Annotated in this window: 21 protein-coding genes; 9 read left to right on the top strand and 12 right to left on the bottom strand. The window is 72.0% G+C overall.

The features are described 5' to 3' along the window. Positions 1-94: 94 nt before the first annotated feature. The 6 genes from DA085_RS09955 to DA085_RS09930 form a co-directional block, all read right to left on the bottom strand. Entirely contained in the window at positions 95-1,204 is a 1,110-nt protein-coding gene (locus DA085_RS09955) for a sensor histidine kinase (RefSeq protein WP_109472800.1), read from the bottom strand. Next, on the bottom strand, positions 1,201-1,902 hold the full coding sequence (locus tag DA085_RS09950; RefSeq protein WP_337189775.1) for a response regulator transcription factor: 702 nt from the start codon (positions 1,900-1,902) through the stop codon (positions 1,201-1,203). The genes DA085_RS09955 and DA085_RS09950 overlap by 4 nt, the downstream gene beginning before the upstream one ends. Positions 1,903-2,037: 135 nt before the next feature. Next, entirely contained in the window at positions 2,038-2,514 is a 477-nt protein-coding gene (locus DA085_RS09945; RefSeq protein WP_237565422.1) for a DUF305 domain-containing protein, read from the bottom strand. Between the two features lie 271 nt (positions 2,515-2,785). After that, positions 2,786-3,943, bottom strand: a complete 1,158-nt coding sequence (locus tag DA085_RS09940; protein WP_237565421.1) for an RNA polymerase sigma factor — start codon at positions 3,941-3,943, stop codon at positions 2,786-2,788. Next, positions 3,936-4,523 carry a dihydrofolate reductase family protein gene (locus DA085_RS09935; protein WP_109472798.1) on the bottom strand — a complete coding sequence of 196 codons (588 nt, stop codon included), beginning with the start codon at positions 4,521-4,523 and terminating at the stop codon, positions 3,936-3,938. Before DA085_RS09935 ends, DA085_RS09940 begins: the two co-directional genes overlap by 8 nt. Positions 4,524-4,529: 6 nt before the next feature. Beyond that, complete coding sequence (locus DA085_RS09930) at positions 4,530-4,949, bottom strand: YciI family protein (RefSeq protein WP_109472797.1); 420 nt, start codon at positions 4,947-4,949, stop codon at positions 4,530-4,532. A 223-nt stretch (positions 4,950-5,172) separates the two neighbouring features. On the opposite strand from DA085_RS09930, the gene DA085_RS09925 reads away from it, so the two are divergent. Next, a complete protein-coding gene (locus DA085_RS09925; RefSeq protein ID WP_109472796.1) occupies positions 5,173-5,370 on the top strand; it encodes a hypothetical protein in 198 nt (65 codons plus the stop codon). A gap of 60 nt (positions 5,371-5,430) precedes the next feature. Further along, entirely contained in the window at positions 5,431-6,009 is a 579-nt protein-coding gene (locus DA085_RS09920) for a GNAT family N-acetyltransferase (protein WP_109472881.1), read from the top strand. 37 nt (positions 6,010-6,046) lie between these two features. Here the strand turns inward: DA085_RS09920 and DA085_RS09915 are convergent, their stop codons facing one another. After that, entirely contained in the window at positions 6,047-8,215 is a 2,169-nt protein-coding gene (locus DA085_RS09915) for a copper-translocating P-type ATPase (protein ID WP_109472795.1), read from the bottom strand. Positions 8,216-8,331: 116 nt separating this feature from the next. On the opposite strand from DA085_RS09915, the gene DA085_RS09910 reads away from it, so the two are divergent. From DA085_RS09910 to DA085_RS09900, 3 genes are all read left to right on the top strand, one after another. Then, positions 8,332-9,786 carry a cupin domain-containing protein gene (locus DA085_RS09910; RefSeq protein ID WP_161958479.1) on the top strand — a complete coding sequence of 485 codons (1,455 nt, stop codon included), beginning with the start codon at positions 8,332-8,334 and terminating at the stop codon, positions 9,784-9,786. A 71-nt stretch (positions 9,787-9,857) separates the two neighbouring features. After that, on the top strand, positions 9,858-10,211 hold the full coding sequence (locus DA085_RS09905; protein ID WP_109472793.1) for a VOC family protein: 354 nt from the start codon (positions 9,858-9,860) through the stop codon (positions 10,209-10,211). An 83-nt stretch (positions 10,212-10,294) separates the two neighbouring features. Next, the gene (locus DA085_RS09900) at positions 10,295-11,299 is read left to right on the top strand and encodes a phosphotransferase enzyme family protein (protein WP_161958478.1); all 1,005 of its coding nucleotides are present in this window, start codon (positions 10,295-10,297) and stop codon (positions 11,297-11,299) included. Between the two features lie 91 nt (positions 11,300-11,390). Here DA085_RS09900 and DA085_RS09895 read toward each other — a convergent pair whose 3' ends face one another. Further along, a complete protein-coding gene (locus DA085_RS09895) occupies positions 11,391-11,957 on the bottom strand; it encodes a TetR/AcrR family transcriptional regulator (RefSeq protein WP_109472791.1) in 567 nt (188 codons plus the stop codon). Positions 11,958-12,066: 109 nt separating this feature from the next. Here DA085_RS09895 and DA085_RS09890 point away from each other — a divergent pair, with 109 nt between their 5' ends. Continuing rightward, entirely contained in the window at positions 12,067-12,507 is a 441-nt protein-coding gene (locus DA085_RS09890) for a DUF6069 family protein (RefSeq protein WP_109472790.1), read from the top strand. An 87-nt stretch (positions 12,508-12,594) separates the two neighbouring features. Here the strand turns inward: DA085_RS09890 and DA085_RS09885 are convergent, their stop codons facing one another. Together DA085_RS09885 and DA085_RS09880 are read right to left on the bottom strand one after the other, a co-directional pair. Beyond that, complete coding sequence (locus DA085_RS09885; protein ID WP_109472789.1) at positions 12,595-13,182, bottom strand: carboxymuconolactone decarboxylase family protein; 588 nt, start codon at positions 13,180-13,182, stop codon at positions 12,595-12,597. 69 nt (positions 13,183-13,251) lie between these two features. Beyond that, the gene (locus DA085_RS09880; protein ID WP_109472788.1) at positions 13,252-15,330 is read right to left on the bottom strand and encodes an elongation factor G; all 2,079 of its coding nucleotides are present in this window, start codon (positions 15,328-15,330) and stop codon (positions 13,252-13,254) included. A 166-nt stretch (positions 15,331-15,496) separates the two neighbouring features. Between DA085_RS09880 and DA085_RS09875 the strand changes: the two genes are divergently transcribed. Beyond that, positions 15,497-15,943 carry a hypothetical protein gene (locus tag DA085_RS09875; protein WP_109472787.1) on the top strand — a complete coding sequence of 149 codons (447 nt, stop codon included), beginning with the start codon at positions 15,497-15,499 and terminating at the stop codon, positions 15,941-15,943. 12 nt (positions 15,944-15,955) lie between these two features. On the opposite strand, the gene DA085_RS09870 is transcribed toward DA085_RS09875, so the two are convergent. Continuing rightward, positions 15,956-17,110 (bottom strand): acyl-CoA dehydrogenase family protein, encoded by a 1,155-nt coding sequence (locus tag DA085_RS09870; RefSeq protein WP_109472786.1) that lies wholly within the window; start codon positions 17,108-17,110, stop codon positions 15,956-15,958. A 58-nt stretch (positions 17,111-17,168) separates the two neighbouring features. Then, positions 17,169-18,323 (bottom strand): MsnO8 family LLM class oxidoreductase, encoded by a 1,155-nt coding sequence (locus tag DA085_RS09865; protein ID WP_237565420.1) that lies wholly within the window; start codon positions 18,321-18,323, stop codon positions 17,169-17,171. Here DA085_RS09865 and DA085_RS09860 point away from each other — a divergent pair, their 5' ends adjacent. Both DA085_RS09860 and DA085_RS09855 read left to right on the top strand, forming a co-directional pair. Beyond that, positions 18,324-18,752 carry an ArsR/SmtB family transcription factor gene (locus DA085_RS09860; RefSeq protein WP_109472785.1) on the top strand — a complete coding sequence of 143 codons (429 nt, stop codon included), beginning with the start codon at positions 18,324-18,326 and terminating at the stop codon, positions 18,750-18,752. Further along, complete coding sequence (locus DA085_RS09855) at positions 18,749-20,725, top strand: heavy metal translocating P-type ATPase (protein WP_109472784.1); 1,977 nt, start codon at positions 18,749-18,751, stop codon at positions 20,723-20,725. The genes DA085_RS09860 and DA085_RS09855 overlap by 4 nt, the downstream gene beginning before the upstream one ends. Positions 20,726-20,797 lie beyond the last annotated feature (72 nt).

The following is a 20,797-nucleotide window of genomic DNA, read 5'->3' as shown; positions in this document are numbered from 1 at the left end:
GTGACGACTCCCCGGATCTGAGGCCGGTCTTCATGGAATCTTCATGAAGCTCCAGATGCCGGGCGACCCTGTGACGCCCTACGCGTGGACGGCATCACTTTCGTGGCAGCCACCACGTGACGGTCGTTCCGCGCCCCGAACCGGGGCTGGTGATGTCCAGGTCCCCGCCGTGGGCCTGGACGATGCCGCGGGCGATCGTCAGGCCAACCCCGGAGCCGCCGCGCTGCCTGTCACGGGCCGTGTCGACCCGGTAGAACCTTTCCAACACATGGGGCAAGGCGTCACCGGGGATCCCTTCACCGGTGTCGGCGACGCTCACCACAACCCGCCTGGTGTCGGCGTGAGTCGCGATGGTGACCTCCCCCTCGGGGGTGTGCCGTAGCGCGTTATCCAGCAGATTCGTCATGACCTGTCCGAGTCGGTCCCGGTCTGCCCTCACCACGGGAAGTTTCGGGTCGAGCTGTGTCGCGAAGCGAACTCCTTGTGTCGCATAGCGTGCCTCGTGGGCGATGATGGTCTGCTCGATGAGCTCCGTCAGCTGGACTGGCTCCCAGGCAAGCTCTAGGTGGTGTTCCTCGATGCGCGAGACTGCGCTGATGTCTTCGGCAAGTCTGGCCAGACGCTGGGTTTGCCCACGAAGCATCTCGAGGGTCGAGGGGTCGAGTTCGGTGACACCGTCCTCCACGCCTTCCAGGTAGGCGTCCACGGTGGCGATGGGGGTGCGCATCTCGTGGGCAAGGTCTCCCAGCATCTGTCGGCGGGTGGTCTCGGTATCCGCGAGCCGGCCGGCCATCTGGTTGAAGGAGTCGGTCAGAACGTCGAACTCCGGACCGAGGGCCGGAGGATGAACCCTGGCCTCATAGTCACCTGCCGCGATGGTCGAGGCTGCGTCAGCCACGCCTCGGACCAGCTGACCTATCCGCCTGGTGAGGTAGTAACTCGCCGCCAGCGCGGCGACGAGGGCAGCGGCCAGGGCAACGAACAGCGCGATGGTGATCGCGGAGCGGAAGGCCTCCTCAGCGTGAAGAGCCTCCACGTCTGGGTTCTCATGACCGGCGATCAACATATGCTCGTGGAACAGCCCAGGAGCCACGGCTTCCGTGACGACCAGAATCGTGCCGATCCCCACCAGCACGACCAGCCCCTGGCCTATCAGGAGCCTGGTGCCGAGGCTGACCGTCCGCGCTTGGGCCCGTAGGCTCACTGTCCCTCCCGTTGGGCGAAGAGGCCCAGACGGTAACCCACGCCTCGTACAGTGTGGATGAACTGAGGGTCGCCGGCCGGATCGCCCAGTTTGCGGCGCAGATGCGCCACGTGAACATCGACCAGTTGCTCATCACCCACCCAAGCCGCTCCCCACACGTCATCGATGATCTCGCGGCGGCTCATGACCTGGCCCGCCCGGGCCGTCAACGACTCGAGTACGTCGAACTCGGTGCGGGTCAGGACGACACGATCACCGCCCATGCGGACCTCCCGGGCAGCGACGTCAATACGCATCGGTCCGAACACTCGTGGCGGCTCGTGCGCCAATGGCTCCTTCGTCACCTGTCGCGGCCGGCGCAACATCACCTCGACCCGTGCGACCAGCTCTCGCGGACTGAACGGCTTGGTCACGTAGTCATCGGCCCCGGCCCGCAACCCGGCTAACGTGTCCGGCTCCTCGGCCCGAGCCGTGAGCATGATGATGTAACAGTCAGAGAACTCGCGCAGTCCGCGGCAGACATCCAACCCGTCCAGCCCGGGCAGACCCAGATCGAGGATGACGACATCGGGGTCGAGTTCGCGCGCAGTCCGCACAGCCGCCGGACCGTCGAAGACGAGCTCCACCTCGTAGCCCTGGCGCGCCAGGTAGCGTCCCACGACCTCAGCCAAGGGCTTCTCGTCATCGACGATGAGCACCCGGAATCCACGACCGGGACCGCGCCTGGCCAGGGGTGGTGACAGCTCAGCCATCATGGGTATCGGGTCCTTCTGTATGCCGCGGGCCGCGGCCTCACCGATGGCCCGGCGGTCCGAGCCAACGGTGGAGGGAGATCAGTCACTCGAGAGAAGCTCCTCCATCTCGGAGATCTCGGCCTTCTGGTCCTCGATGATCTGCTCCGAGAGCCCTCGCGCCTGCGGGTTCTGCCCGTCCTCCAACTCGGTCGCGGCCATCTCCACAGCGCCCCGGTGGTGCTCGATCATCAACTCCAGGAATCGCCGGTCGAACTCTTGTCCCGACAATGACTCCAGCTCGGCCATCACCTCCTCCTGGCTCATTCCGCCCATCTCCATGCCGTCCATCTCCATGCCACCATGGTGAGGGGCGGTGTCCTCGTCCCACGACTGGAGCCACGAGGTCATCGTGTCGATCTCCGGGCCCTGGGCGGCAGAGATGCCCTCGGCCAGAGTGCGCACCTCGTCAGAGCCTGCCTTCTCGATCGCCAGGTCGGCCATCTCGATGGCCCCCTCATGGTGCACGATCATCATCTGGGCGAACTCGGTGTCGGCCTCGGTGTGTGTCTGATCCACGGCTGCGTCGGGCCCAGTCGTTGGGGTCCCGGCTGTGGCGCCGGGAGCCGGCGATGCAGTGTCGCCCCCGCCGTCGTCCCCGCACGCCGTGAGGACAAGAGCAAGGAGGCCTACGCCTGCGAAGGCAGTCATGCGGCGTACGAGCTTCACGTTATCCCTCTTTCTCGGAGTGTGGATCTCATCAAGTCAACAACCCGGGCCCGGCATCTCACGACCTCACGCCCGGACCTTCATCAACTCTTCATGGATCGGACCGTCCGACGTGGCCACCTCAGCCGGACCGCAGCCGAGCCGCCTGCCGGTTGAGGTGGTCCCGTTCGACCAGGCTGGACGCCTGCTGCGCGGCGAGCGCGTAGAGCTCGGCGGCACGAGCCAGCTCGCCGGCCTTCTCCCACAGGTGCGCCTGCGCGGCGGTGTGGCGCGGCACGCTCGTGGGCACCTGCTGCAGGGCGCGCAGCCCCGCGTGCGGCCCGTCCGCCTCCCCGACCGCCACGGCCCGGTTGAGCGCCACGACCGGGCTGTCGGTGCGGGCAACCAGTTCGTCGTACCACTCGACGATCTGGACCCAGTCGGTCTCGCCGGCGCTGGGGGCGTCGGCGTGCAGGGCGGCGATGGCCGCCTGGATCTGGAACTCCCCCAGGCGGTCGCGGGCCAGCGCGCGTTGGAGTATGCCGATGCCCTCGGTGATCAGGTCGGTGTCCCACAGGCTGCGGTCCTGGTCCGTCAGCGGCACGAGGGCGCCTCCGGCGGTGAACCGTGAGGGACGCCGGGCGTGGTGGAGCAGCAGCAGCGCGAGCAGCCCGGCCACCTCGGGGTCGTCCGTCTGCTCGTGCAGCTCACGGGCCAGGCGGATCGCCTCCGCCGCGAGGTCGACCTCCCCGCTGTAGCCCTCGTTGAAGATCAGGTAGAGCACCCGCCGCACGCGATCCAGGTCGCCCGGTCCGGAGAGCCCCTCCGTCGCGATCGTCCGCTTGGCGCGGCTGATCCGCTGCGCCATCGTGGGCTCCGGGACGAGATAGGCCTCCGCGACCTGGCGGGTGGTGAGGCCGCCGACCGCACGCAGGGTCAGGGCCACGGCCGACGACGGGGTGAGCGCGGGGTGGCAGCAGAGGAACAGCAGCTGCAGGGTGTCGTCGGCCTGCTCGGTCGGGCCGGACGGTGGCTGCTCCAGCTCGGCCCGCTCCCGCCGGTGGCGAGCGGTCTGCGAGCGGTGCGCGTCGACATACCTGCGCCAGGCCACAGTGACCAGCCAGCTCCTGGGGTCGTGCGGTGTGCCCTCCGGCCACCGGCGCAGCGCCTCGATCAGGGCCTCCTGCACGGCGTCCTCGGCCGTCGCGAAGTCGGCGCCGCGACGGACGAGGACACCCAGCACCTGGGGGCCGAGCAGCCGCAGCTCCTCGGCGGTGGGGGCTCGACCCCCCTCAGGCACGCACGGCATAGCAGAGCAGCACGTTGTCCGAGTCGTCGAACCGGCGGGAGCCGCGCAGTGCCAGGTCGTGGGCACCGGAGAACAGCGGCGTGCCCCGGCCCAGCGTGCCCGGGCTGACCATCAGGTGCAGCTCATCGACCAGCCCCTCGGCGAGGAGACTGAGGGTGCGGCTGCCGAAGACCACGACGTCCCCTGCGCCACGGGTCTGCTCCTGAGTCACCCGGTCGGCGACGTCGACCCGGGCGACCACGGAGGTCGTGTCGTGCCAGGGGTTCTCCGTCGGCACCACGTAGCTGTCGCTCACCACGACCTTCGGCAGCGCGTTGTAGATGCGGCTCATCTCGCGGTTGGTCGGGCTGAGCGCGCGGTTGTCCGGGTCCTCTGGTGCGTCGGCGACACCGGGCCAGTACCCACTGAACATCTCGAACGAGCGGCGGCCGAGCAGCACGCTGCCCGCGGCCCTGATCCGTTCCAGGTTGTAGGCGTCGAACGCCGCGTCCATGTTCAGGTCCATCGGGTGCCCGTCGGGCCCCTCGTAGAAGCCGTCGAGTGAGACGATGTTGCTCACGATGACCGGCATGACCAGTCACTCCGTGACGGTCGGCAACTCGGTCAGGAACGGCCGGACCTCGAGCCACTCGTGGATCGGCTCGCCGCCCTTGCCCGGCGCCGCAGACAGCTCGGCCGCGGCCTCGTGGGCGCGCTCCTGGCTGTCGACATCGATGATCATCCAGCCGGCGATCAGGTCCTTGGTCTCCGCGAAGGGACCGTCGGTCACCGGCGGCCGACCCTCGCCGTCGTAGCGCACGAACGTGCCCTCCGGCGAGAGCGCCTGCCCGTCGACGAACTCGCCCCGCTCGCGGAGCCGGTCCGCGAAGTCGTCCATGTACGTGAGGTGGGCATCGATCTCCTGCTGGGTCCACTGGTCCATGGGGACGTCGGCCGCGGGCAGGTTGCCCGGGCCGGAGCTGCGCCGGTAGTGCTTCAGCAACAGGTACTTGGCCATGGTTGTCTCCTCTGTCCCGGGGTGACCCTTCTGGCCACCCTCACCCCTGGGACGGAGCAGATCAAGTCTTCTCGACATCGCCGGGACATTCTCGTCGTCGGGACCGCGGTCGGACCCTGCCCGGGCGACCCGGCCGCCGGACCCCACGGCGTGCGGTTGCGTGGTGGCCTGCCGGGGACCACGATCGAGGCAGGCGCGAGAGCACCTGCCTGAGGAGGCCGCGATGAGCACACCCGACGAGACCGACCCGCTGGACCGCGACGACGACACCGCTGAGACGGACGTCGACGAGGGCACGCCCAGGAGCCCCGGCCCGCCGCCGCACAACCCTCTCGAGGAGGACGTGCAGTCGGTCGACTCCCCCGACGACGAGCCGTCCAGCCCGGGGCCGCCACCGGGAACGGTGCCCGGCGACCGCTGAGGCAGAGCACCCCTGGCCCATGCGGGGAGCAGTGTCAGTGCGGTGTGCTTCGGTGTGGCCATGACCCAATGGGAGACCCATCCGGTGACCGAGGACCGGTTCGAGGACCTGGCCGACGTCATCAACCCGAACCGCCGCGAGACGCACTGCTGGTGCCTGTCACACCGACTACCCGCCCGCGAGATCGCCGAGCTCGGAGGCGGGTCCCGCCAGGAGGCGATGCGCTGCCTCACCCGGCGGGAGCACGCCCCCGGTGTCGTGACCTACCGCGAGGGCACGCCGGTCGGCTGGTGCAGCATCAGCCCCCGCGCCGAGATCCCTCGCCTGGTGTCCTCCACACTCATCCGCCCGGTCGACGAGGTGCCCGTGTGGAGCATCATCTGCGTCGTGGTGCGCAGCGGACACCGTCGGCAGGGCGTCACCCAGCACCTGCTCGAGGGGGCGGTGGCGTATGCCGCGGGGCTGGGTGCCCCTGCGGTCGAGGCCTATCCTGTGGACCCGCCCGGCCGGATGGACCTCACCATGGCCTTCGTCGGCACCCGGGCGATGTTCGAGCGCGCGGGCTTCCGCCAGGTCGGCACCACGGACGCGGTGGCCAGCCGGATGCCCCGGCTGGTGATGCGCCGCGACCTGGTGTGACCCGGCGGAGACCGTTCGTTGGACCCGGCGGAGCCCGTTAGCCGGTGGCGAGCTCGCGGACGCTGTTCTCGGGGCGCAGGTCGAGCCGCCGCAGCGTCTGGGCGTTCAGCGCGACGATGACGGTGGACAGCGACATCAGGATCGCTCCGACAGCCATCGGCATGACGAACCCGACCGGAGCCAGGATCCCTGCCGCGAGCGGCACCGCCACCAGGTTGTAACCGGCCGCCCACCAGAGGTTCTGCGTCATCTTGCGGTAAGCCGCCCGCGACAGCTGCACGATCGACAGGACCGACCGCGGGTCGTCGCTGGCCAGGATCACCCCGGCCGAGGCGATCGCCACGTCGGTGCCGGCGCCGATCGCGATGCCGACATCGGCCCGGGCCAGGGCGGGGGCGTCGTTGACACCGTCACCGACCATCGCCACCGTGAGCCCGCGCTCCTGGAGCTCGGCGACCTTGTCCGCCTTGTGCTCGGGGCGCACCCCGGCGAAGACCTCGTCGATGCCCAGGTCGGCCGCCACTGCGCGGGCCACCGGCTCGGCGTCGCCGGTGATCATGACCACCTGCAGACCCAGCGTGTGAAGGGCGTCGACCGCCTCACGCGACTCGGGCCGGACCTCGTCGGAGACCGACAGGGCACCGATCACCGCACCGTCCCGGACGACGTGGAGGACGGTCGCTCCGTCCTCCGCCCACCGGGCGCTGTCGGGCACCGGCTGCAGCCCCTCCTCCTCGAGGAGGTAGGGCCCGCCGACCCGGACCGTCGCGCCGTCCACGGTCGCGGTCACGCCGACGGCCGGTGAGGCGCTGAAGGCCGTCGCGGAGGGCACGTCCAGCTGCCGTTCGCGCGCCGCGCGCACGATGGCACGGGCGAGGGGGTGCTCGCTGTCCGCCTCGGCCGCGGCCGCGAGGGCGAGGAGCTCGTCCTCGCCCAGTCCGTTGCCGAGGACGCTCCCCACGGCGGGCTCACCCCTGGTCAGCGTGCCCGTCTTGTCGAACAGGACGGTGTCGACCGAGCGCATCCGCTCCAGCGACAACCGGTCCTTGATGAGGACGCCACCCCGGGCAGCGCGCTCGGTGGTGATCGAGACCACCAGCGGGATCGCGAGCCCGAGAGCGTGGGGGCAGGCGATGACCAGGACCGTGACCACGCGCTCGAGCGTGGTGCCCGGGTCGGCGACCAGCAGCCAGACCACCGCGGCGACCACGGCGGCCGCCAGGGCATACCAGAACAGCCAGGCCGCGGCCTTGTCGGCCAGGCGCTGCGCCCGGCTCGAGGACCCCTGGGCCTGCTCGACCAGGCGCCTGATGCCGGCCAGGGCGGTGTTCTCACCGACGGCCGACACCCGCACCCGCAGGCCGGAGTCGGTCGCCACGGTACCGGCGACCACCTGGTCGCCCTCACCACGACGGACCGCCTTGGACTCGCCGGTGATCATCGACTCGTCCATGGCCGCCGTCCCCTGGACGACGGTGCCGTCCGCGGGGACGCGTCCGCCGGGACGCACGATGACGATGTCGTCGACCGTGAGGTCGGACGGCGCGACGGTGGTGGTGGTGTTGCCCTCCACGACCTCGGCCTCATCGGGCAGCAGCGCCGCCAGCGACTCCAGGGCGGAGGAGGTCTGCGCCAGCGAGCGCATCTCCAGCCAGTGGCCGAGCAGCATGATGACCACCAGCAGGGCCAGCTCCCACCAGAACTCGAGCTCGTGCGAGATGAGCCCCAGGCTGGCGGCGAGGGAGGCGACGAAGGCCACCGTGATGGCCATGCCGATCAGGAGCATCATGCCGGGCCGGCGGGTGCGGATCTCCTCGATGGCACCGGTGTAGAAGGGCCGGCCACCCCAGACGAAGATCACGGTGCCGAGCACCGGGGCGACCCAGCCGATGCCGGGCACGTCCGGGAGCCGGTAGCCGAGCAGGTCGGCGAACATCGGGCTGGTCAGGACGGTGGGCACCGCCAGCAGCAGCATGATCCAGAACAGACGGCGGAACATCGCCACGTGGTCACCGTGGCCCGCATGCCCCTCGTGACCGCCGTGCCCTGCGTGACCACTGTGCGGGTCGTGCCCGGCAGCGGCGTGCGGACTGTCGTGCCCGGCCGGCATGTCGTGGGGGCTGTGCTCGCCGTGGATGTCGTGGCGCTCGTCCCGCTCGTCGGGACCAGCTCCACCGCTCTCGTGGTGGTGCGTGTGCTGTGTCATCACTCTCTCCTCAGCAGATACCCATAGGGGGTATGCCTCACAACATAGCGCACCCTCCGACTATTCCGCCAGCCCAGACCCTGGTGGCGGCCCCCGCGAACGCGGTTGAATGGTGCATGCCCCACGACACCACGCCCGGCACCTACGTTGAGGAGACCGGCCACGACGTGCGGATCGAGCCCCTGCCGACCTCGGTCACGGCCTTCGTCGGGGCGTGCGCGCAAGGCCCGGTCGGCACGCCGGTCCGGGTGACCAGTGCGGCGGACTACCACGCGACCTTCGGCCCCAGCCTGGACCCGGCCCGTCCGCTGGGCCACGCCGTCGACCTGTTCTTCGCCAACGGCGGGCCCAGCGCGGTGATCGTCCGGGCGGCCGGCGAGGCTCCGGAGGACCTGGTGCCCGAGGACGGGACCGCGTATGCCGAGGCGCTCGAGGGCGTCGGTGTCACCGTCCTCGTGGTGCCGGGTCTGACCACGTCTCACACCGCGGTGGTGCGGCGTGCACTCAGCCGCTGCGCGGCATACGGCGCCGTGCTCCTTCTCGACCCGCCACCCGGACCGTGGAGCCCGGCGACCGAGGGGGACCTCGGACTGCTGACGGAGCACCGGGAACGGGCCGCCGTCTACCACCCCTGGGTCACCGTCGGCGGCGTGGGGCTGTCGCCCTCCGGTGCGGTCGCCGGGGTGATCGCCCGGACCGACGCGGCGTCCGGCGTCTGGAAGCCGCCCGCCGGGTCCGGGGCGGACGTGCGCGGCATCGACGGGCTGCTCGGGGCCGACCCCCGCACAGCCGAGCGCCTGGCCCAGGTCGGGGTCAACGCCCTGCGGGACTTCGCGGGCACGGGCACGGTCGTCTGGGGAGCCCGCGTGCTGGCCGGCTCCTCCGAGCCCGCGGAGCGCTACCTGAGTGTCCGGCGGCTGGTCGACCACGTCCAGAGGTCGGTCTCGCAGGGGCTGGGGTGGGCGGCCCTCGAGCCGGCCGGAGCCAGCACGTGGCAGCGGGTCCGCTCGGCGGCCGAGGTCTTCCTCGACGGCCTCTGGCGGCAGGGAGCCCTCTCCGGGACGACGTCGGAGGAGGCCTACTTCGTGCGGGTCGGGCTCGGCGAGACCATGACGCAGGCAGACCTCGTAGCCGGACGCCTCATCGTGGAGCTGGGGATCGCGCCCCTGCGGCCGGCCGAGTTCCACCTCTCGCGCGTGACCGTGCAGACCCCTACCGTCGGGAGCATGGAAGGTTTCGTCATCGACCGCACCGACGGACGCGACGACGGGGAGGAGTGGGCCGAGAACTACGAGCGGCTGCCCGGCGGCGCCGGCGTCTCCCTGATCCTGGAGTCCACCACCCGGGAGGGCGTCGGGCCACGGCTGCACAGGCACCCGTATGCCGAGACGTTCGTCATCCGCAGAGGTTCCGCCGTGTTCACCATCGCCGGCGCCACGGTGACGGGCCACGCAGGGCAGGTGCTCGTCGTGCCGGCGCAGACCCCCCACACGTTCGCCACCGGGCCAGGGGGCTACGAGGCCGTGCACATCCATGCTGCCGAGGCCTTCGAGACGGAGTGGCTTGAGTAGAGCTCGGGTCCACGGTCGCTGCGCACCCGGGAGCCCCGGGGCCTGTCACCCCCGGCCGCTAGCGTGCGGCCATGACTCTCTCCATCGGCATGATCACCACCGACACCACGGACGCGGAGGGCCTCGCGGCCTGGTGGGCACAGCAGACCGGCGCCGAGATCGCCGAGACCAACGACGGCTGGTTCGTGATCGTGCGGGGCGGGGGCCTGCCGGTCTGGCTCGCCTTCCAGAAGGTCGAGGAGGTGACGGCGGGCAAGAACCGGCTGCACCTGGACCTGACGACCACCGACCTGGACGCGGAGGTCGACCGGCTCCTCGACGCCGGCGCGACCCTCGTGGCGCGACGCGGCGACGAGCACTTCCGTTGGGCCACGCTGGCCGACCCGCACGGCAACGAGTTCTGCGTCTCCGGCCAGCACGCCTAGGACCCCTCGACACGGGTCAACGGATCCGGTCGCGTGTCGTACATTGCGGGGATGACCGCACAGGCCCCCGCCGGAGCCGGCGCGTGACGGCCGGCCCGGCCTACCTCGGGCTCTCCGACGAGGAGCAGGCCGAGGCACTGCGCCCGGTCGCGCTCGGGGCCGCCGCGGACTTCGGGCTGGAGGTCCACCGGCTCGAGCTGACCCTGCACGCCTACAACACGACCTACGCCGTCGAGACGGTCGATGGGCAACGGTTCGCGCTGCGGGTCAACACCAACTCCACGAGTCCTCCGGAGGAGGTCGTCGCCCAGCAGGCGTGGCAGCTGGCGATCGCCGAGCAGACTCCGGTGCGGGTGGCCACCCCCCTGCGGACGACCGACGGTCGGTGGTGTGCGGTGGTGGACTCCGACGCGCTCGGGCGCGAGGTGCTGGTGACCTGCGCCTCCTGGCTCGACGGGCCGGATGTCGTCGAACCGTCACCCGAGGTCGCCCATGCCCTCGGGCGGACGATGGCGCTGCTGCACGAGCACGGACGCTCCTGGCGGTTGCCCGAGGGGGCCCGCATGCCACTCTTCGACACCCCGCTGTTCGGCGACCCCGACCGACTGGGGGCCGCCGACCTCGATCCGGGTCAGCGCGAGGTGCTCCGGCGCGCGTCCGCGGTCGCCGACGCCGCCTTCCACCGGGCCTATGCCGGTGCGCAGGTCATCCCGTTGCACGCCGACCTGCACGGCGGCAACCTGAAGTGGCACGAGGGACGGCTCGCGGTGTTCGACTTCGACGACTGCGGCCTCGGCGTGCCCGCGCTCGACCTGGCGATCAGCATCTTCTATCTGCGCGGAGGGGACGAGGCCGCGGAGACGCAGCTGCGCGCGGGCTACGAGACGGTCGGGCCACTGCCGGACATCAGCCCCGACGACCTCGAGGCCCTCGTCGCGGCACGCCAGCTGCTCCTGGCCAACGCCCTGCTCAACAGCTCGACGTCCCAGCTCCGCGAGATGGCCAGGACCTACCTGCCCACGTCGGTCGACCGGCTGGCGCACTGGCTCGCGACCGGCCACTTCACGCGCGCGGTCCCCTCCGGCTGAGGGCCGGGAGACACGGCGGCCGACGTGACCGCGGCGCCGCGACGCGCAGCCAGCAGCCCGGGGTCCGTGCCGCACCACGCGTGGAACCCTCTCACCCCTGCCGGGCGCCGATGCCGACCAGCCACGCCCGCAGCACCGCCGCCGCGTCAACCGGCTGGCCGCGCACCCCGTTGCCGACCAGGCGGTCGTAGAGCAGACCGTTCATCACCCCGATGAAGTCGTTGGCCCGCAGATCGGGGTCCGGGACACCCAGACCGGCCAGGATGCGCTCGGCATCGGCCAACAGCTTGACCCGGACGGGCGACTGCGTCGTGAGCAGCTCGTGCAGCTCGGGGTCCTGGAGGCAGTCGATGCTCAACGCCATCCGGGCCCGGGTGTCCGCGCCGCGGGCCACCGTCTGCTCAAAGGCCACGACGAGCTGGTCCACGGCCTCCGGGACGGTCGTGGGGGCCGGCTCGGTGCTCTCGCGCAGGTGGGCGATGTCGGCCACCCGGCCGATCACCATCCGCACCAGCTCACGGCGCGTGCGCGCGTAGTTGGACGTCGTCCCCTGCGGCAGCCCGAGCCGCTGGTCGATCCGACGATGGGTCAGCGCGTGGCTCCCGCCGTCGGCCACCAGCTCCACCGCCGCCCGGGCGATCGCCTCACGACGGTCCATCGACAACCTCCTTGACTCACGACGATCGTAGTGCCTACCGTGCCACTACGCCCGTAGTGGCACGGGTGGACAGCACAGGGCCGCGCAGGCGGCAGACAAGGAGGCAGGAATGTCACGCACCATCCAGGGAACCCGTGGGCGGGACCGGACGACGCAGGAGGGCGCGGTGCCGTGGTCCAGCGACCTGGTCGCCGTGGGCGCGGCGATGATCTGCGCCCTCGTGATGTGGCTGTGCGTCGCCCTCTGGGGCGGAGTCGAGCTGGACGTCGTCACGGGTGGCGACGTGCGCCGGGTCGGAGGCGTCACGGTGGTGACCACGGCTGCCCTGGCCGGGCTCGCCGGCGTGGGGCTGCTGCGCACCCTGGAGCGGCTCACACCTCGGGCCCTGCGGATCTGGACCGTCATCGCCGTGGCCGTCGCGCTCGTGTCAGCCCTGGGCCCGCTCTCCGCGCGCACCCCGGCGGCAACCGGCACACTGCTGGGGCTGCACGCCGTCGTCGCCGTGGTGCTCATCGTCGCGGTGCACCGCACCCGCCGCTGGGTCGGCTGAGCCGGGCCCCGGTCGCCCATGGCGCCGGAGGGGCGTGGACGCCATCGGACACACGCAGTGTGCCCGCAGCCCACCTGGCCGGGAGGGTCAGTCCGCCGGGGGACGCCCCACGATCATGCTGGCGAGCAGCTCGTCGTCGAACTGCTGGGCGGTCTGGACGTCGAGCTGGGCACCCAGCCCGTCCAGGACGGAGGTGAAGAACAGGCGCGCGGCGACGGCGAGCACCACATCGGCGACATCGGTGTCGCTCAGCCCGTGGCGGCGCAGCTCATCCACATCGGCCTGGTCGACCGCACTGGCGTCGGTGGCGACCGTGGTGGCAAAGCGGAACACGGCCGCATCCACGGGGTCCAGTGCGGCTCCGGTCGGGTCGGCCCCGATCGCCAGGACGGCCTGCGCGTCGCCGCAGACGTCCCGCAGGAAGGTCGAGTGGGCGGTCGTGCAGTAGGTCGAGCGGCGGGCCCGTGCGGCGGCGATCGTGGCGATCTCGAAGCGGCGTCGGTCCATGCCGCCGCGGATCGTCAGGTTGAGGACAGCCCAGGCCCGCGCGACCTCGGGTCGTGCGGCGAAGCACGCGGCGTAGTTCGGCAGGAAGCCCCAGGCGGCCTTCTGCTCGGCGTAGTAGGCGGCCACCTCACCGGTGGCGGCGGACTCCTCGACGGACTCGATGAACATGGCCCATCGTCCCGCACGCGGTGCCGCGTGACCAGCCCCTCCGGCGTGGCGCGAACCCCGCGGGCACGGTCACCCCGTGAGCTCGCGCGCCAGGTTGCTCGGCAGGTAGTCGTAACGGGCAAAGGTCCTCGTAAAGGTGCCGGACCCGTGGGAGACCGACCGCAGGTCGATGGGGTAGCTCGCGAGCTCGTGCTGTGGCATCTCCGCCCGGATCACCGTGTGACCGGGCAGGTCGGCCGGCTCGGTGCCGTGCACCTGGGCACGCCGGGCGCGGAGGTCGACCATGACGGCACCGACGAACTCGTCGTCCACCACCACCTCGACCCTGTCGACCGGCTCGAGCAGCGAGACCGTCGAGTCGTTCGCCGCCTCGCGCAGGGCCAGGGCCGCCGCGTGCTGGAACGCCATGTCGGAGGAGTCGACGGAGTGCGCCTTGCCGTCGGTGAGCGTGACCCGCACATCGACACAGGGGTAGCCGGCCAGGACCCCCTCCCCGAGCTGGTGCCGCACGCCCTTCTCCACGGACGGGATGAAGTGACGGGGCACCGCTCCGCCGACCACCCGGTCCACGAACTCCACGCCGGCGCCCCGAGCGAGCGGCTCGATCTCGAGCTGCACCACGGCATACTGCCCGTGCCCGCCCGACTGCTTGACCAGGCGACCCTGCTGGACCACCCGGCGGACGAACGTCTCGCGCAGCGAGGTGCGCACCGGCTCGGTGACGACCTCGACATGGTGACGTCCGCTCAGGCGGGCCAGGACCTCGTCGACGTGCGTGGGCCCGAGGGTCCACAGCACCAGCTGGTGGGTCTCGTTGTTGCGCTCGAGCCGCAAGGTGAGGTCCTCGGCGGTGAGGCGCTGCAGCGCGCCGGCGAGCTTGTCCTCCTCCTTGGTGGTCGCCGCCTCGATCGCGACAGGCAACAGGGGCTCGGGGAGCAACCAGGGCTCGACCAGCGCCGGCCGCGCCGTCGCGGAGAGGGTGTCGGACGTCTCGGCGCCGGCGAGCTTGGTGACCAGGACCAGCTCGCCGGCGATCGCGCGGTCCCGGGGAGCCGTGGCCCCCGACAGCGGAGTGCTCAGCTGCCCCGGACGCTCGTCCTCCTCATCGTGACCGGGGTGCCCCTCCACCTCGTGCCCGACGGACCACTCGAGGTGCCCGCTGACGTGCAGGTGGTCATCGGTGTGCAGCGTGCCGGAGAAGACGCGGACCAGGCAGACGCGCCCGACGTAGGGGTCGGAGGCGGTGTGGATGACCTGCGCCACGAGCGGCCCGTCGGGGTCCGCGGCCAGCTCGCCGAACGGTCCGCCGTCGGGGGTCATCACGGCGGGCAGCCAGGCCTGGTCTGGTGCAGGGAACGCGTGGACGATGAGGTCGAGCAGCGCGGGCACCCCCATGCCGGAGGGCGGGTTGACCGGCACGATCGGGAAGAACCGCGCCGACGAGATGGCGGCGCGGAGGTCTGTGCGGAGGACCTCGAGGTCCAGCTGCTCCCCCGACAGGTAGCGGTCGAGCAGGCTCTCGTCCTCCGACTGCTCGATGATCGCCTCGATGAGCTGGCCGCGCTGCCCCTCGGTCCTGGAAGTCTCCTCGTCGCTCAGGTCACGGATCTCGCCGGAGCCCTCGTGCACCACGGCCTCGAGCAGGTCCAGCACCCCGGTGAGCTGACGCTCCTCCAGGACGGGGAGCGCCAGGGGCACCGCCTCGCCGAACACCCGGCGGCAGGAGCCCACGACCTCGTCCCAGTCGGCCCTGGCCAGCTCGAGCTGGGTCACCGCCACGGCCCGTGGGATGCCGACCGCGGCGCACTCGCGCCACAGCATCCGGGTCGCCTCGTCGATGCCGGAGCCGGCCGCGACCACGAACAGCACGGCGTCGGCGGCACGGAGGCCGGCACGCACCTCACCGACGAAGTCGGCCCTTCCGGGGGTGTCCACGAGGGTGACGACGGTGCCGGTCGGTTCGTGCACCGTGGTGGCGACCGCCAGCTCGGTGGAGGGCTCCTCGGCGTCCCGGACATGGCCCAGCTGGCCACTCGCCAGCTGCTCCAGCAGGGCGCTCTTGCCCGTGCCCGGCGGCCCGACCAGCACCACGCTGCGGACCTGCCTGGTGGCCTCTGGTGCCGGGAACGTCGCGCCCGTGCGGCTCATGGGCCAAACCTACGCCTGCGCCGACGGCTCCGACAGGGGACAACCGGGGGGCAGCGTTCCTCCGTCCCGGGTGTTCAGTGCGCCGTGACCTCGTCACCGTGTTGCTATGGTCGTCGCCACACGGGGGGCGTGTGCGCCTCCCGCGAAGAGAGCGCCAGGAGGCACGATGACCACGCGGGTGGGGACCGAGACGGAGCCGGGTCAGGGAGGGTCGACAGCACGCTGGGTCCTGCCGTTGGCAGCGGTCCTCATCGGTCTCCTGGTGGGCCTGGGCGCGGGCTGGCTGGCCTTCGGCGGCGACGCGGAGGCGTCCGGTGACGCTGCGGCGCCAGGCGAGGGGTCCTCGGTGGACCTGGACGCCATGTGCGACCTGGTCACGCAGCTCCCGGAGATGAGCGCCCTCAGCGGCGAGGACCCGAGCTTCGGCAACCCCCTGGAGGAGCCGGGGTTCTGGCGGACGAACGCGCTGGCCATGCTGGCGGTCGCGGCCGGCATCGACTCGGGGGACGAGGAGCTGGAGACCGCCGGGACGGACCTCAACCAGGCCTTCGCCAGGCTGAGCCTCGAGGACATCCCGGCGGCTGTCGCGACGATCGAGTCACGCTGCGCCTGACGGGAGGCTCGCTCAGAGGGAGCGGGCGATCAGCTCCTTCATGATCTCGTTGGTCCCGCCGTAGATCTTCTGCACCCGGGCCAGCGCGAAGGCGCGGGCGATGGGGTACTCCATCATGTAGCCGTAGCCGCCGAAGACCTGCAGGCAGCGGTCGCTGACCTCGAACTGGGTGTCGGTGGAGAGGTACTTCGCCGCCGAGGCCCCCGCGGCGTCGAGCTCGCCCGCCAGGTGCTGCCCGATGCAGTGGTCGACGAAGGTGCGGACCGCCCGGCTCTCCGTCGCGCACTCGGCGAGGACGAACCGCGTGTTCTGGAACTTCAGCAGCGTCCGCCCGAACGCGGTGCGCTCCTTGGCGTAGTCGACGGTCAGCCAGACCACCAGCTCGGTCCACGCGACGGCCGAGACGGCGATGATGAGCCGCTCCTGCGGCAGCTGCTGCATCAGCTGGGCGAAACCCTGCCCCTCCTGCCCACCCAACAGGCTGTCCCGCGGCACCCGCACGTCGTCGAAGAAGAGCTCGCGCGTGTCCTGCCCGTGCATGCCGAGCTTGTCCAGGACACGTCCGCGCGAGAAGCCCTCGAGCCCGTCGGTCTCCACGCCGAGCAGGGACAGGCCCTTGCCGCCCTCGGCGTCGGAGGTGCGGCACGCCAGCACCAGGAAGTTGGCGTGCGACCCGTTGGTGATGAACGTCTTGGAGCCGTTGACGACGTAGTGGTCGCCGTCCGGGCGGGCGGAGGTGCGCAGGCTCTGCAGGTCCGACCCGGCGCCGGGCTCGCTCATCGCGATCGCACCGACGTACTCACCCGTCGCCAGCCTGGGCAGCCACGCCCGCCTCTGCTCCTCGGTCCCGTAGGCCAGCACGTAGTGCGCCACGATCGCGCTGTGCACGCTGTAGCCGAAGGCGTCGTCGCCGGCCCGGGCCTGCTCCTCCACGACCACGGCCTCGTGGGCGAACGTCCCGCCACCCCCGCCGTACTCCTCCGGGACCGAGAGGCACAGCAGCCCCGCCCGGCCCGCCGCGAGCCAGAAGCCGCGGTCGACCTGCTGCTGCTCCGCCCACCGCTGCTGGTGGGGCACCGACTCCCTCTCGAAGAAGGTGCGAGACAGGCTGCGGAGGTCGTCCAGCTCCTCGGTCATCCACGGGGAGCGGTAGGCGCTGGTCGGCATCGGTCGGTCCTCCGGCTCGGGGCACGGGGCGGGCAGGGCGGCGCCCCTCGTGCCGAACCTAGCCGGTGAGGGGCAGGCTGGCGAGGGCCGCGTCGGACTCGGCGAGCGCCATCCGGTCGTATGTCGAGGCGAACGCGAGCAGCTCGGCCGCACCGGTGCGTCGGACCAGTCCGGCGAGCTGGTCGGCGACCTGGGCGGCCGTCCCGTGGACCGCCTGGTCGAGGTGCCGCTGGACCATCGACTGCTGGCGCTCGGTCAGCCGGCTCACCGGCTGCGCCCTCAGTGGTGGGAAGGCACCGGTCGACCGCGACTCCACCATGGCCCAGGCCTCGGGGAGCATCAGCTCGCGGGCCCGCCCGGCCGTGTCGGCGATCATCACGTCGACGCTGACGATGACGTAGGGCTCGGGGCACCCGCGGCTCGGCCGGAACCGCTCACGGTAGTCATCCAGGGGCGCGAGGTCACCCTGCAGGAGCGGCCCACCCACCACGACCGGGAGCCCGCGCTCGGCCGCCGTCGTGAGGCCGGAGCCGGTGGCCAGCACGAAGAGCGGCGGTGGCGGCACGCCGGTCGGCATCGCGGTCACCGGTCCCGCGTCGTCCAGGAAGGCCTCGAGGTCCGCGAGGTCCCGGGCGAAGTCGTCGGGGCCGTAGCTCGCGACGCCCAGCGCCTCGCGGACCGGTGCCGTGAACCCGAGCGAGCGTCCGAGCCCGAGGTCGACCCGGCCGGGGTGCAGCGCGGTCAGCATCCGGGCCTGCTCGGCGACCACGAGCGGCCGGTGGTTCGGCAGCATGACCCCGCCGGAGCCCACGCGGATCCGCGCGGTGCGCGCCGCGATCGCCGCCATCAGCACGGGCGGGCTGCCGCTCGCGATCCCCGGGACGGCGTGGTGCTCGGCCACCCAGAACCGGTGAAAGCCGAGTGCCTCGGCCCGGCGGGCCCGCTCGATCGTGGCGTGCAGTGCGGCACCAACTGGCTCGCCGTCCCGGGTGCGGGAACGGTCGATCAGGGACACCGGCAGGGACGCGCCGTCCGTCGCCGGCGGGAACGGATGAGTCACCGTGCCGAGGTGATCACCCGGCGCAGCGACGGCTCGGGGAACGGTGGGATCGCCACGGCATACCTCATAGCGGTCACCGTACGCGGCGCGCTCACCCCGGGTCCCTGCGGTCACGCCCACACCTGCATCGTTGCGCACTGCTAGCATCGTCATATGACGATGACATCGGAGACCGTCGAAGAGGCCTCGGAGACCTCCGAGGACCGTAGCCTGGAGGTCGCGGCAGCCCTGTTCCACAGCCTGTCCGACCCGTCGCGGCTCGCGATCCTGCAGCACCTGACGCTCGGGGAGCACCGGGTGCGGGAGCTGACCGAGCACCTCGGGCTGGCCCAGTCGACGGTGAGCGCCCACCTGGCGTGCCTGCGCGACTGCGGCCTGGTCTCGTCGCGGCCGGTCGGTCGGGCCTCACTGTTCTCCATGACCAACGCCGCTGACCTGCTCGCGGTGCTGGGCGCGGCCGAGCGGCTGCTGGCCGCCTCCGGCGACCGGGTGGCGCTGTGTCCCAACTACGGCGTCGGCTCCTCGGGCAACCCCACCGCCGAGCGGCTGCGACGGCACGGCCGGAGGCAGGCCCTGCCATGAGCGAGAGACCGACAGACGGCGGTATGCCGCTCGACGCCTGCGGGTGCGAGGTCCCGGGCGGTCCGGGGTCCGGGGAGGAGCCGGCGGGTCGCCTCTGGCAGGTGCGGGAGGTGCAGCTGGGGCTTGCCTCGGGTGCGCTGCTCCTGCTCGGGTTCCTCGCCGGCCACCTCGGCTGGGAGACGGCCGGACTCGCCCTGGCGTGGGCCGCTCTGCTCGTCGGCGGATCCACCTTCGTGCCCGGCGCGCTCCGACGTCTCACCCGGGGCCGGCTCGGCGTGGGCCTGCTGATGACGATCGGTGCGGTCGGCGCCACCGCGCTCGGCCACGTGGAGGAGGCCGCCGCGCTGGCGTTCCTGTTCTCCCTCAGTGAGGGCCTGGAGGAGTTCTCGGTGGCCCGGGCGCGGCACGGGCTGCGCGCGCTGCTGGAGCTGGTGCCTCAGGAGGCCACGCTGCATCGCGGCGACCGGGACGTCGTGGTCCGTCCCGAGGAGCTGCGGGTCGGCGACGTCCTGGTGGTCCGGCCCGGTGAGCGGTTGGCCACCGACGGCGTCGTGCGGTCGGGCCGCAGCGCGGTGGACACCTCGGCCATCACCGGCGAGTCCGTGCCCGTCGAGGTGGGGCCCGGGAGTGAGGTGTTCGCCGGCGCCATCAACGGCACCGGCGCGCTCGAGGTCGACGTGACCGCGACCGCCGAGGACAACTCCCTGGCACGCATCGTGCACATCGTCGAGGCCGAGCAGTCCCGTCGGGGGGCGACCCAGCGCCTGGCCGACCGGGTCGCCGGACCCCTCGTGCCCGGCATCCTCGTCGCTGCTGCGGTCACCGCCCTCATCGGATCCCTTGCCGGTGACCCGACACTGTGGGTGCACCGCGCCCTGGTGATGGTCGTGGCCGCCTCCCCCTGCGCCCTGGCGATCTCGGTGCCGGTCACCACGGTCGCCTCCATCGGGGCCGCGAGCCGGCGCGGGATCCTGGTCAAGGGCGGCGCGGCCCTGGAGACCCTCGGCAGGGTGCGCACCATCGCCCTGGACAAGACCGGCACGCTCACCCGCAACCGGCCGACCGTTGTGAAGGTCGTCACGACTGCCGGTGAGACGCGGGCGGGGACACTGTCCTGGGCCGCCGCGCTGGAGGCCCGCAGCGAGCATCCCCTGGCCGCGGCGGTCCTGGCGGCCGCTGACCGGGTGCCGGCAGCCGAGGACGTCGAGGCCGTGGTCGGGTCGGGGCTGACCGGCACCGTCGGGGGCGTGCGGGTCCGTCTGGGCCGGCCGGGCTGGGTGGACCCCGGACCGCTGGCCGAGGACGTGATCCGCCTGCAGCAGGCCGGTGCGACGACGGTGATCGTGGAGGTCGCGGGGCAGCCGGTCGGTGCCATCGCGGTCCGCGACGAGCTGCGCCCCGAGGCGGCTGCGGTGATCGCCGGTCTCCGGGAGCAGGGTTGCACGGTGGCGATGCTCACCGGTGACAACGCGGCGACGGCCTTGGCCCTGGCCGCCGAGGCCGGCATCGACGAGGTCCACGCGGAGTTGCGTCCCGAGGACAAGTCGACGGTCGTGGCGCGCCTGCGTGCGGGCGGCACGACCGTGATGGTCGGGGACGGGGTCAACGACGCGCCGGCGCTGGCCACCGCCGATCTGGGCGTTGCCATGGGGGCGATGGGCACAGACGTCGCCATCGAGACCGCCGACGTCGCGCTGCTGGGCGACGACCTCCGCCTCCTGCCGCTGGCCCTCGACCACGCCCGCCGGACGCGCCGCATCATGCTGCAGAACGTCGTGGCCTCCCTGGTGCTGATCGCGGTCCTGATCCCGCTCGCCCTGCTCGGCACCCTCGGCCTGGCGGCGGTCGTGCTCATCCACGAGGTCGCCGAGGTGTTCGTCATCGCCAACGGCGTCCGCGCCGGTCGGACGAGAGGCCTGCCCAGGGCCGACTCCCGCCGGGCCGCACCGGAGCCGCTGCGGGTGTTGCCGTGAGGAGGCATCCCGAGCGCCCGGGCGCGGCTCGCGACCACCCGGAGTCCAGCCAGGCCACCCACCGTGGTCGGC

It is taken from the genome of Ornithinimicrobium cavernae (genome assembly GCF_003121625.1).
GTDB classification, from domain to species: domain Bacteria; phylum Actinomycetota; class Actinomycetes; order Actinomycetales; family Dermatophilaceae; genus Ornithinicoccus; species Ornithinicoccus cavernae.
The sequence above is the reverse complement of the archived record's forward strand: the minus strand, read 5'-3'. Positions and strand labels throughout refer to the sequence as shown.